Annotated in this window: 12 protein-coding genes and 1 pseudogene; 7 read left to right on the top strand and 6 right to left on the bottom strand. The window is 45.2% G+C overall.

The features are described 5' to 3' along the window. Window positions 1-297 precede the first annotated feature (297 nt). Together E2B99_RS02060 and E2B99_RS02065 are read left to right on the top strand one after the other, a co-directional pair. A complete protein-coding gene (locus tag E2B99_RS02060; RefSeq protein ID WP_166738961.1) occupies window positions 298-2409 on the top strand; it encodes a protein-disulfide reductase DsbD domain-containing protein in 2112 nt (703 codons plus the stop codon). A 106-nt stretch (window positions 2410-2515) separates the two neighbouring features. Continuing rightward, the gene (locus E2B99_RS02065) at window positions 2516-3139 is read left to right on the top strand and encodes a 2-hydroxychromene-2-carboxylate isomerase (RefSeq protein WP_134243337.1); all 624 of its coding nucleotides are present in this window, start codon (window positions 2516-2518) and stop codon (window positions 3137-3139) included. 49 nt (window positions 3140-3188) lie between these two features. Here the strand turns inward: E2B99_RS02065 and thiO are convergent, their stop codons facing one another. Beyond that, a complete protein-coding gene (gene thiO, locus E2B99_RS02070) occupies window positions 3189-4307 on the bottom strand; it encodes a glycine oxidase ThiO (RefSeq protein ID WP_134243338.1) in 1119 nt (372 codons plus the stop codon). Further along, window positions 4307-5320: a porphobilinogen synthase gene (hemB, locus tag E2B99_RS02075; protein WP_134243339.1), complete on the bottom strand. Its 1014-nt coding sequence runs from the start codon at window positions 5318-5320 to the stop codon at window positions 4307-4309. The genes thiO and hemB overlap by 1 nt, the downstream gene beginning before the upstream one ends. Window positions 5321-5461: 141 nt before the next feature. Between hemB and E2B99_RS02080 the strand changes: the two are divergent. The 3 genes and pseudogenes from E2B99_RS02080 to E2B99_RS02090 form a co-directional block, all read left to right on the top strand. Continuing rightward, a pseudogene (locus E2B99_RS02080) lies at window positions 5462-5683 on the top strand (zinc-binding alcohol dehydrogenase family protein); the annotation flags it as partial. 190 nt (window positions 5684-5873) lie between these two features. Then, window positions 5874-6197 carry a ribosome assembly RNA-binding protein YhbY gene (gene yhbY, locus E2B99_RS02085; RefSeq protein WP_134243341.1) on the top strand — a complete coding sequence of 108 codons (324 nt, stop codon included), beginning with the start codon at window positions 5874-5876 and terminating at the stop codon, window positions 6195-6197. A 50-nt stretch (window positions 6198-6247) separates the two neighbouring features. After that, window positions 6248-6844, top strand: coding sequence for a hypothetical protein (locus E2B99_RS02090; protein ID WP_134243342.1), 597 nt, complete (start codon window positions 6248-6250; stop codon window positions 6842-6844). An 87-nt stretch (window positions 6845-6931) separates the two neighbouring features. Here the strand turns inward: E2B99_RS02090 and E2B99_RS14805 are convergent, their stop codons facing one another. The 3 genes from E2B99_RS14805 to E2B99_RS02105 form a co-directional block, all read right to left on the bottom strand. Continuing rightward, window positions 6932-7924, bottom strand: a complete 993-nt coding sequence (locus tag E2B99_RS14805) for a carboxypeptidase regulatory-like domain-containing protein (RefSeq protein WP_240687691.1) — start codon at window positions 7922-7924, stop codon at window positions 6932-6934. Between the two features lie 195 nt (window positions 7925-8119). Continuing rightward, window positions 8120-8260: a hypothetical protein gene (locus E2B99_RS14810; protein ID WP_240687692.1), complete on the bottom strand. Its 141-nt coding sequence runs from the start codon at window positions 8258-8260 to the stop codon at window positions 8120-8122. 185 nt (window positions 8261-8445) lie between these two features. Beyond that, window positions 8446-9018, bottom strand: coding sequence for a thioesterase family protein (locus tag E2B99_RS02105; protein ID WP_134243343.1), 573 nt, complete (start codon window positions 9016-9018; stop codon window positions 8446-8448). Window positions 9019-9306: 288 nt separating this feature from the next. Between E2B99_RS02105 and E2B99_RS02110 the strand changes: the two genes are divergently transcribed. Further along, complete coding sequence (locus tag E2B99_RS02110; RefSeq protein ID WP_134243344.1) at window positions 9307-9570, top strand: hypothetical protein; 264 nt, start codon at window positions 9307-9309, stop codon at window positions 9568-9570. A gap of 253 nt (window positions 9571-9823) precedes the next feature. Here E2B99_RS02110 and E2B99_RS02115 read toward each other — a convergent pair whose 3' ends face one another. Then, a complete protein-coding gene (locus E2B99_RS02115; RefSeq protein WP_166738962.1) occupies window positions 9824-10354 on the bottom strand; it encodes a BLUF domain-containing protein in 531 nt (176 codons plus the stop codon). 396 nt (window positions 10355-10750) lie between these two features. Here E2B99_RS02115 and E2B99_RS14530 point away from each other — a divergent pair, with 396 nt between their 5' ends. Further along, on the top strand, window positions 10751-10921 hold the full coding sequence (locus E2B99_RS14530) for a hypothetical protein (protein WP_166738963.1): 171 nt from the start codon (window positions 10751-10753) through the stop codon (window positions 10919-10921). The last annotated feature ends 427 nt before the right edge of the window (window positions 10922-11348 follow it).

Raw genomic sequence — 11348 nt, forward strand, 5'->3', positions numbered from 1 at the left:
GACCAGCCGCCAAGATTTGCTGCCCATTCCAGAAGAATGGATGCTACAACAAATAAAAGAGCCCTATATCAGGATGCCATCGATGACACAGAGCCAAACCAGTAAATATGAAGTGATTCCCTTATATAACGCTACAGGTGAATAAAGCGTTGACAGAATTTTTGCAAAAATAAAAATATTTTTTGAAGTAACAAAACCCATTAACAAAATGCGGAAATATTTGTTGGTGGAAAGTCATCATTGTTTTTTATACTGGCAGACTGTTATAAAACAATGAAGTCGCAGGATGTTGGTTTAATGTTGTTAAAATTAGGGTTTGGCGGACTGGGTATCAGGCTATTGATTGGTGTGGGATGTGCCGCCGTTTACAGCATCAGTAGCGCAGAACCGCCAGCCAATTCATTCGCTGAAACCAATAATACGGCCCCTGCACAAAGTGTTTTTGGCCAAAAAAATACAGGTACAGCGTTTAACCAGTCCAAAACTTTGCTGGGACAGCAGGGTGGCAAGCCCGCATTTTTATCAGCCACTCAGGCATTCCAGTTTTCAGCCTTGCAAACTGCTGACAAGGTTATCATTCAGGCCAATGTGGTGCCAGGACATTATTTATACCAGCAGCGTTTTTCAGTGCAGGGTAATGCGGGTTTAACGGTTGGTAAAATCAGCTTCGATCAGCAACCAGAATTTGAAAATGATCCTGAATTTGGCCGTGTGCCGGTATTTCATCAGGATATCAGTTTGACTGTGCCGGTGCAGGGCAATGGCACATTAACCTTAAACTGGCAGGGCTGTGCCAAGGCAGGAGTATGCTATCCGCCAGAGCAATTTCAAACCCGGATTATCAATGCCAAACCAGCGAAGGAAAAAGAAAATTCTTCTATAGTTCAGACTGGTAACAAACAGGAATCTAAACAAGAGGGTAATGCCCAGACTGACAATATCCAGACTGGCAACACTCAGAAACCTGATGCCAAAGCACAAACCACGATAGACAATAAAACCAGCGTCAAGATCACTGCGTTGGGGGATGCACCGCCGATTGTGGCGACACCTTTACCGGATGTACAACCAGCTAAAAGTTCCCCTTTCAAAGACAGTCCTCAAATTGCTGCGGCAATACCAAGTCAGCCTGCGTCAATAGCTACTGGCAACAGTATGGTCAGTGATCCATTTGGTTTGGCGGATCATACCTTGCTGGCGCTGGGTCTATTATTTCTGGCAGGGCTTGGACTGGCTTTTACGCCTTGTGTGCTGCCCATGCTGCCGATTGTGGCCAATCTGGTGGCAACCCAGCATCGCCGCTCGGCGGGACATGGCTTTTTGCTGGCTGCGGGTTATGCCATCGGAGTAGCTTGTAGTTATGCCATGTTAGGAGCGCTGATTGCATTATTTGGTCATCAGATTAACCTGATTGCCTGGTCGCAGCATCCTGCCATTCTGATTGGTTTTGCGGTTGTTTTTGCGCTGCTGGCCCTGCATAGCTTTGAGCTGTTTGAGCTGCGCCTGCCAGCATTTGTCCGCGGCCGTATTGAAAAGGTTGGACAATATGGCCAGTCCAGCAAATGGTCGGGCAGTGTGCTGGGCTGCTGGGTTGCTGGATTTTTTTCCGCGCTCATTGTATCGCCCTGTTTGTCTGCACCACTAGCTGGGGTTTTGCTATCAGTATCTACTGTGGGCAATCCGTGGCTGGGCGCCGTGGCATTATTTTGCTTAGGTCTGGGACTTGGTGTGCCACTGATGATTCTGGGTGCAACCGAAGGCCGGTTTTTACCCAAAGCAGGCAACTGGCTTAACTGGGTACGCCGTGGTTTTGGTTTGCTGCTGTTTGCCGTGGCGCTAATCTTGCTGAACCGGGTGTTTGTAAGCCCGTGGATGCTGTTGTTATGGGCCGTGCTTAGCCTGTTTTTTGCCTTGTGGCTCTGGTACTGGGCGGGACGTGGCAGTTTGTTCACCAAGGCTTTGGCGATTGTGGTTGGACTGTGGGCGGTGATGCAAGTGGTTGGGGCAGGCCTTGGCGCTACTGATCCCTTACGGCCTTTAAACCCATTATTGAAAAAAGACCATACGCCGCAGCCAGTGAATGTGATTTATACCACAGCACAATTGTCGCAATATCAGCAACAGCATCCACGCTTGCTGGTTGAGCTTAGTGCAGACTGGTGCATTGCCTGCAAAATTGTTGAGCGTGAACTGTTTTTGCAAAATCCGGTGCCTGAATTACAGGGCTGGACGCGCGTCAAACTGGATGTCACGCAAACCAATGCAAACAGTCGTGCCGTTCTTAAAACCCTTAACGTGTTTGGCCCACCAGCCATTTTGCTTTATCAGAACGGCCAGCTGGTTGAACAGGTACTGGGTGAACCCAAACGGGATGAGTTTCAGCTGGTTCTACAGCGGCATGTCAATTAATCAGGCTGCTATGAGCAAACACAGGCTGTTACAGGCAAAATCAGCCTTTCAATGATTCATTACACCATTTAGCCATCACACTCTCTATAACATAAGGAACTTAGCCATGGAAAAAACACTGGATTTCTGGTTTGAATATGCTAGTCCGTATTCTTATCCTGCTGCCATGCGGGTAGAGCAACTGGCCGAACAAGCTGGGGTCAACGTGCGCTGGCGGGTATTTTTACTGGGTGCTGTATTTCAGCAGTATGGCTGGAAAACCACACCAAATGAGCTTTTTCCAGCCAAGGGTAACTATATGTGGCATGATATGCAGCGCATTTGTGCCAGCCTGAATCTGCCGTATCAGCGGCCTTCTACATTCCCACGCAATGGCATGCTGGCTGCGCGTATTTCCGCCAATTATGCAGAAAGCGAATGGATTGGCGATTTTATCCGTGCAGTCTATACGGCTAACTTTGCCCATGATCAGGACATTGGTAACAGTGAGCTGATTGCTAATATTCTGGACAAACTGGGGCAGGACAGTGCACAGATTATTGCTGAGGCCAACAGTGATGAGGGCAAGCAAAAATTAAAACAGCAAACCCAACAGGCGCTACAGCAGGATGTGTTTGGTGCGCCATTCATGATGGTAGGCAATGAACCCTTTTGGGGCAATGACCGTTTGGAACAAGCCATTTATTTTGCAGCACATGGCAAATTGCCAGCCAGCGTAATTTTGGCTTAGTAAATCTGGCTTAGTAACTTTGGCTTAAGGTGTTGAATAAAAGTTTGAATTAGCTTAACCGGTTGGCGGGCAAATAAGCTGCCTCGTCAACCATTAAGGTTTCGCCCAGTATTTGTTGCTTTAACAGGCGGGCAGACGCGGGTGCCATCACCAGACCATTTCTAAAATGTCCGCAATTCAGCCATAAATTGTTAAGCTGTTGTGATTGGCCAGGGGGCGCCTTGCCAATATAAGGCACACCATCCGGCACGCCAGGTCTTAAACCTGCCCACGCATGGGCAATTGGCATGTCCTGCAGGCCAGGTATCAACTGGTAAGCGGTTTGCTGAAGCTTCAAACCAATCTCAGAATTTACATCGGTATTAAAACCAAGATCATCGGTGCTGGAACCACACACAATATGACCATCCAGCCGCGGTATCAGGTAAATGCCCTGATGCATCACCATGCTTGGTAACCATTGTGCAGGCGCTTTAAACAGGATCATTTGGCCTTGAATCGGCTTAACAGGGATATGCCATTCAAACTGTTCACTTAGCAGGCCAGACCATGCACCTGTGGCAATCACATACTGATCTGCCTGCCAGTGTGTGCCTTTTTCATCCACTACGGCGCGAATGCTATTATTTTTAACCTCAAAACGCTGCACTGTCGTAAAGGGTTGCATACGGACATTGGGTTGCTGCTTTAAAAAGGTAATCAGGGTTTTAAGTAGACGTGGATTACGAATGTTGGCAAGCTGTGGAAACCATAAGCCTTGCGTGATGCGAGGATTTAAACGCGGATTAATACTGTTAAGTGCTGAATCATCTAACAGTTGTGCGCTTTGCTGCAGATCATGGTCATGTGCAGCCCAGCCTAGCCCGGTATTAAAATCGGCTTCATCCAGAATCAGCATGCCGGATGGATTGATTTCAATATCCAGTCCGGTAGCCTGTTGCAGGAGCGGTTGCCATTGCTGATACATGGACTTGCCAAAACGCGCCAGCTGGTTCACGGCATCGGGATAGCGCCACGGATACATCGGCGACAAAATGCCACCGCCAGCCCACGAGGCCGCCTGTCCGAAATCCTGCTTGTCCAGAATGGTCACATTACAGCCAGCCTGAGACAGCTCAAGGGCACTGAGCAGGCCAATAATACCACCGCCAACAATCAGTACCTTCATTAATTAAGGCCTTTAAGCATTCTGGCGGCCGTTTCTGCAAAATAAGTTAAAATACCATCAGCTCCAGCACGTCGGAAACCTAGCAGGGATTCCAGGATCACGGCATCGCTCAGCCAGCCGTTTTGAATGGCAGCCATGTGCATAGCATATTCACCGCTAACCTGATAAACAAAAGTTGGCACGCCAAACGTGTCTTTGACTTCACGCACCAGATCTAGATAAGGCTGGCCGGGTTTAACCATCACCATATCAGCACCTTCCTGCAAGTCTAGTGCAACTTCATGCAGGGCTTCGGCGCGGTTACCCGGATTCATCTGGTAATTTTTCTTGTGACCGCCTTTGAGGTTGCTGGCACTGCCCACGGCATCCCGAAATGGCCCATAATAAGCCGAGGCATATTTGGCCGAGTAGGCCATCAGGTTGGTATAAATAAAACCGTTTTGTTCCAGTGCCTGACGGATCGCACCAATCCTGCCATCCATCATGTCACTGGGGGCAATAATATCCGCACCTGCTTCAGCATGGCTTAAGGCCTGTTTGACCAGTGCCTCCACCGTTTCATCATTGAGTACGTAGCCCGTTTCATCAATAATGCCATCCTGCCCATGCGTGGTATAAGGATCAAGCGCCCCATCACTAATGAGCACCATTTCCGGTAGTTCTGTTTTAAGCAGGCGAATCGTGGTTTGTATCAATCCATCTGCTTGCCACGCAGCACTGGCCTCCAAGCTCTTATCTTCCTGCGGAGTAACAGGGAATAACGCGAGCTTGCTTACCCCCAGATTCAGCAGGGTTTCGGCTTTTTTGAGTAACAAGTCAGCAGACATACGCTGCACACCCGGCATGCTATGCACATCTTGGGTCTGGTTTTGACCGGGTAATACAAAAACCGGATAAATCAGGTGCTTGGCCAATAGTTCATGTTCAGTCACCATTTCACGGATATGGTCATGCTTTCGGACGCGGCGCAAGCGGGTTGCGGGAAAAGGGGCACGATTAAACGAATAGCTCATGGCGGCACTCATGTCACATGAAATTTAACTCAAGCCAAGCATAACACATTAGACTTCTTTCATAAGTTGTACCAACTCGCCTTCGACAGGCTCAGGCAGCGTTGGTTGAGCTTGTCGAAACCAGACTTATGCAAGAGATCTACTGATCATCATTTGCAGGCAATTAGTGAAATCATTAAACCACAGGGCGCACTGGTTTTAATTGATGATCCTGACCAACTGGACATTGGTTTGCTCAAGCATAAAAGTGTGGCGATTCACTGGGAATTCATGTTTACCCGCTCGCTATTTCAAACGCCGGACATGCAGGCTCAAGGCCAGTTGCTCAATGAGGTTGAACAACTGGTAGATGCCAGCAAAATTGTACTCAGTGGATTTGAGCCAAGTTGATTTTTTAAACTCAGGGTATTCACCAGATTTTTTAGCAGCGCTGGTGTAGCTAGGGTGTAGCCAGATAGCATGATAAACCCTTGGTGTCTGAGATAATGATTTCGTGCGACAGGGTTTTTCGCTACAATGGCCCATCTTATTTAATGTTGTTTGAGTTCAGTGTATGAGCAGTCTTTCAAATCAGGAACGTAAGCGTTTACGTCAAATCGGACATGCACTGCATCCTGTGGTGATGCTGGGCAGTCAGGGCCTGACCGAAGGGGTTATTGAAGAAGCCAACCGTGCACTGAATGACCATGAGCTGATCAAAGTCAAAGTAAGCGGTGAAGACCGTGAACTGCGCGCGGCGCTAATGCAAGAGCTGGTTGAAAAAACTGATGCCGAAATTGTGCAGCAAATTGGCAAAATTGTGCTGCTGTATAAAAAGGCTGATAAACAGAACCAGCATTTATCCAACCTGATCCGCTTTGCCCACTTAGCCAAATAAGCAGGGTCAAGTCAGTATTTTATGATATGTAATTTACGGGGTAGCGGATCTTGCCGAGCTATGAGTTAGAACCGTTTACCCCAGACCGCAGCATTCGCATTGTTACTGCTACTGAAATCCTGCTGCCGTCATCAGTGCGCGTGCTGTTCTGGGTAAATGATCCCGAGCAGCAGGTGCTGTGGCCGGATTCAGCGGATAATCTGGCTTCCTGCCTAAATAACTCTCCTTCCACCAGCTTTGATGGAGATGCGCTGGGCTACCCGCGTCGTGATTACTTATGGCAACACACCTGTTTTGAACTGTTTATCGGCCTTAAAAACCAGACGGTTTACCGGGAAATTAATTTAAGTCCGGCAGGCGTCTGGAATTGCTATGGCTTTGAGAATTACCGTGAACCTGCCCAACTGCCGCCTGTAGCAGCCCATGATGTTCAATTGCTGGAGCTAAAAAACCAGTCACAAAAGCTGGAAGCTGTGCTAAGTTTTCAACAATTTTTTGAAGCACATCAATGTGGCTGGAACGATCTGATTCTTGGCATGACCAGCGTTATAAAAACCCAGAAGCAGCGGGAGTTTTACTTTGCCTTACAACACTCAGGTGTGCAGGCTGACTTTCATCGAAAGCAGGACTGGATTGGCAGTTTTTAACTTTATAAGCCAGAATTAAAAAAGCCCCAAAATTTATCGGGGCATTAGATGCACTGTGAAAATTATTGTATTGCTAAGAGTAGTTTATCAAGCAGGCGTATATTCATATTTTACGCTGTAGCTTACGCTAAATCCATTGGCTGACACTGTTGCCGCAATATTGCCGGTATTACCACTAAATGAACAACTATTTAATACATAACCCGCTGGCAACTGCTCTTTAATATCGGCATCACCGCAAAACTCTTGCTGGTTAGCTGGTTTTGGTACACCTTTAATATCTACGGTAGTGCCAAAGCCATTCACTGAAGTCGTAACTTTAAGGTTGTAATTACCGCCAAAACCACCATTTGGATTTTCAATAACCCATGAGTAGCCATTGGTGCTAATCTGGTAATTCCATGAAAAATTTGTGCCATTGACAGTGTATTGCACACTACAACTGCTGATAGTACAATTGTTAAAGCCTGAAATTTGTACATTATCCAGTACGGAATCAAAACCAGTACCATCGGCCTTAAAGTCATAACTAAAAATATTAAGCTTTTTGGCATCAATATTCACAGCAGCAAACTGGTTATTGAGGTTAGCTGCCACCTGCTTGGCTGCTTCTTCTATTTTGGCTTGTGTTACTGCACTGCTTTGTTTAGCCCAGTCGCTGTACAGGGTATCCAGATTGGCTTGGCCATTGGCAGTAAATACAGCTTGGGTAGTGAGCTGGTTCACATTGACATTGGTTTTGGCATCAGCAGAATATGAATAGAGGGTAACGGCCTGATCCCCGGTTTTATCATTATAAGCCTTGATCAGGTATGGCCCGCCCTTGGGTGCAGCTACTTCAAAACTGCCGTCCGCATTAATGACTACAGGCGCAGATTCCTTGCCATCCTTATTTTTGACAATCACCTTGCCTGCAAATGGCTTGCCGGTAGCAGCCATGCCTTTGATGGTTTCTGTGCTGGCTGGTGCAGTATTGGTGGTGTTATTATTATCATCATTGTCGCTACCACAGGCAGCCAGACTTAAGGCAGCGCCAGTACATACGGCAAGTGTTAATGCTTTAAAATTGAATGATTTCATTAGAACTTCCTTTTTAGCAGTGAGCACGTCGACATCAGCACCCCGAGCACTGATTAATGTGACTTACTGCAAATATTAAGGAAGGCCTAAAAAAACACTATCCCCTGTTTTAGGGGGTTAAATAGCATTTTTAATAAAATTAAAATGAATTTGCCCAATGTTTAAACACTGATCAATAAAAAGCCTAAAAAGACTTTATGAGGCTGAAGAAGTCAGGTTTTCCAGCTCAATTAAATAGCTAAAAGCAGCGGCATTATCGCTACCACACATTAATTGTTCTGGCTGCAATGAACCACACACCTTTGGCCGCTCGGAATGACCAAAAATTTTGCACAAATTCTGGTCATCCAATTGAATGCATGAGTGATTTATCACGCAAGGCCGGCAGGCTTACCCTGAGGCATACCCGGGATGGGACTGCTAATACTGGGGGCAATGCAGCATGCGCCACAACCCAAGCGACAGTTCATCGATGACAGCCTGTTTTAAAATGAACTGTTTTAGATCTGGTGGCATTAACGCTAATAGGCATATGAGGCAATCCCGGTTGCAATCAGCTTGCCTTCGTCATTATGCATGTTCATGCGTGTGGTACAGCCCTTACGACCCATGCGCAATACCTCAGCCGAGCCAATAAACTGTTTGCCACGGCCCGGTGCAATATAATCAATGCGCATATCCACTGTGGCCAGCCGGGTTACCTTTTTTACCGTATCGGCAATGTGATCCTTGTCAGCCCGCTTATAAAGCTCGCCCATGGCCACAATACCGCCAATACTGTCCAGTAATGTGGCTGCTACACCGCCATGCAAGATCTGAAACGCCACATTGCCAATCAGATTACTATCCATGTCGACAATGCACTTGATGTCCTGACCTTCCAGTATCATTTTCATGTTCAGGTGATGAAAAAATGGTGAGGTATTGAATGCACGGCAAAGCTGCTGTAACACCACATCAATCTTGATTACCCCGCTTGTGGCAATATCCCCTGTCCAGCCACTCTTGGGCGCTGGGGACGGCTGCTGAATAGCTATGGTTTCGGCTTGCTGATGCGCTTTGGCAATCGATGAAGAACTGGATTGTTCCGACATAAAAATTCCGCAATGCTGGCTAACACGAGGCGGTATTGTAATGTAAACTTCATCACAATTTAAAAATCTTGCGTTTAAATTTTAAGTCCATGAAATTCAATGAACTATTATAACCATTTAATGCCATTTTAAATTTTTTCTTATGAATGCTGCGCATTTTATAACCAGAAAATCCCTGAGCTATCCGGTTTATCAGTTTAGCGTCAGGCTGTGACGTTATGGTTGAGTAGCAGGGTGGTTTTTAAGGGCAATTGGCCTTATTAATTTACTTCAAGAAGGAGTAAAGCTATGGGTAAAAAATTGTCAGGCAGGACATTGGCAACAAGTCTTATTCCCAATCGCCTGCATAAAACCAGATTTGATCCAGACTGTAACCTGAATGTGCGTTATCCATTTTCTGATGATGACCCGGTCATGCTGTCATTTCAGGAGGTGGTTGATATGCTGGAACGTGCACGTGAAATGGGCAAGCTGGAAGCTAGCAACCATCATCAAAATGATGCCTTGCATGACGTGTCTGGCTTACCAGCTATTCGTCCAGCAACTGCATGACTAATTCATATCACCCGGCGACTGATGAAAAAAGCCAGCTAATGCAGAAGTGAGACTCTAACCACATTGCATAAATATTTTTGGCGAAGAAGCAGATCAACCTGGGCTTTCTACTTAGCAATGAACTGAGCTAAGGTTTGCATGACTTGACGTAATATAAAAAGCAAAGGCTTACATAAGATGCATAAGCCTTTGCTGTTTCTGACAGTGTCTCAACCCTTGATTGAAGGTAATTCCTGCCCGAGGTTTGGTATTATTGTTGGTACAGCGGGGTAAAGTTAATATAACCAAAATGACTAAGCAGTATAAAAGCTAGCCATGCCAGCGCAATTAAGGCCACTGTACCCAGCATATAATGCCATAATGTGGCTTCTTTTTCCGGCACATGATGGATTTGATTTGCTGCAGAATCAGTTTCGAATATCTCCCCAGCATCAGCATACAGCATAACAATTTGCATAAACTCGTCTAGCAATGCCCCCTCTAGTAAAAAAGGGTTGAATTGATCCCAGCCATGTCGCTTAAAGAATTCCTTAAGCGGCTGTTCATTACGCACATATTTGACTTGCCAAGTTTTAAAGTTCCACTGTGGAATGGCTTCGTCGTACAAAAACTTCTGGCCATGAAACAGGGGGTAATTTAGTACATCCCGCTTAAGCTCGTCCATATAACTGGCTTTGGCTTCCAGATAATGAAAAATATGATTATCGCCATAAAACAGGATACCAGACAAATCACCACGCTGAAAATATATAGTAGCGTCTTCAATAAGATGACTTATCATATCGCGCCTTTCTAAAGGAGGGGCATCATTAAAAGTACCAGGGAAACCAATAGCCCGGACTCTTTGTATTTTCTCTCGGTGCGGCATAAATAAACCAGATTTTTAGGCTGACATAATTTTACGCTATTGCAACAATAAAGCATATGTTATTTTTATTTATTTTTTAGATAAATTAAACAAAGCATATATTTAAAGATGATATTCAAACTTATTTACCCACTTAAATTTTATATTGACACAACAAATTTTGAAAAAAACTACAACTACTTACGTCAATTAACTGAATTGCATACTCGATCACATTTTTATGCTATTGCATCATCAGCATTTGCCGTAAGGTAAAATTCTTAAGCCGTTCTTAATTTAGTTCATGAATACATTAACGGGAGGTTAAATATGAAAATCAAATCAGCCCTCTGCAATAAGTGCGGCAAGCAAACCAATCCTGAAGGCTATTGCAAGGAATGCGATACAGCGACCGTGGGTGGCACTGGACGGATTTTTATTATTAGCAATATTATTCTGATCGTACTGATCATGGCTTATATTTTTATTTTTCTGATTTGATCCTGACCTTTACAAGGACTTATTTTTACGGGTCAGTTTGCCAGAATTATTGCCCTCCTGCTTATTGTTTATTGCTTCATCGAAAAATCATTCATCTTAGAATTCATCGCTAGTTTAGAATTCGCCAGCAATTTTAGTTACTTGCAAAACCTGAATGGTTCAGGTGACACAGAACTGTAATTAATGCCAACATTAAATAAATAAAAAAATAGATCTCTTGCATAAGTCTGGTTTCGATAAGCTCAACCAACGCTGTCTGAGCCTGTCGAAGGCGAGTTGGTATAACTTATGAAAGAAGTCTAGGGTGTGTTGACACTTTTAGCTTAAAAAAATAGCGAAGTAGTAAAATCAAATCGCCAAACCCAATTTTACTATTCGCTATGCCTCGTACCATGCTGACAGATCAACACTGGCAAAAGTTGAAAGT

Origin of the sequence: Alkanindiges illinoisensis (assembly GCF_004377485.1) — a bacterium.
Taxonomy (GTDB): Bacteria; Pseudomonadota; Gammaproteobacteria; order Pseudomonadales; family Moraxellaceae; genus Alkanindiges; species Alkanindiges illinoisensis_A.

Bases quoted from the DNA above. Each gene is read 5' to 3' on its own strand.
- E2B99_RS02065 (WP_134243337.1), top strand. From the start codon at position 2,516: ATGGAAAAAACACTGGATTTCTGGTTTGAATATGCTAGTCCGTATTCT.
- thiO (WP_134243338.1), bottom strand. From the start codon at position 4,307: ATGAAGGTACTGATTGTTGGCGGTGGTATTATTGGCCTGCTCAGTGCC.
- E2B99_RS02110 (WP_134243344.1), top strand. From the start codon at position 9,307: ATGGGTAAAAAATTGTCAGGCAGGACATTGGCAACAAGTCTTATTCCC.
- E2B99_RS02060 (WP_166738961.1), top strand. From the start codon at position 298: ATGTTGTTAAAATTAGGGTTTGGCGGACTGGGTATCAGGCTATTGATT.
- E2B99_RS02115 (WP_166738962.1), bottom strand. From the start codon at position 10,354: ATGATAAGTCATCTTATTGAAGACGCTACTATATATTTTCAGCGTGGT.
- E2B99_RS14805 (WP_240687691.1), bottom strand. From the start codon at position 7,924: ATGAAATCATTCAATTTTAAAGCATTAACACTTGCCGTATGTACTGGC.
- E2B99_RS14530 (WP_166738963.1), top strand. From the start codon at position 10,751: ATGAAAATCAAATCAGCCCTCTGCAATAAGTGCGGCAAGCAAACCAAT.
- yhbY (WP_134243341.1), top strand. From the start codon at position 5,874: ATGAGCAGTCTTTCAAATCAGGAACGTAAGCGTTTACGTCAAATCGGA.
- hemB (WP_134243339.1), bottom strand. From the start codon at position 5,320: ATGAGCTATTCGTTTAATCGTGCCCCTTTTCCCGCAACCCGCTTGCGC.
- E2B99_RS02105 (WP_134243343.1), bottom strand. From the start codon at position 9,018: ATGTCGGAACAATCCAGTTCTTCATCGATTGCCAAAGCGCATCAGCAA.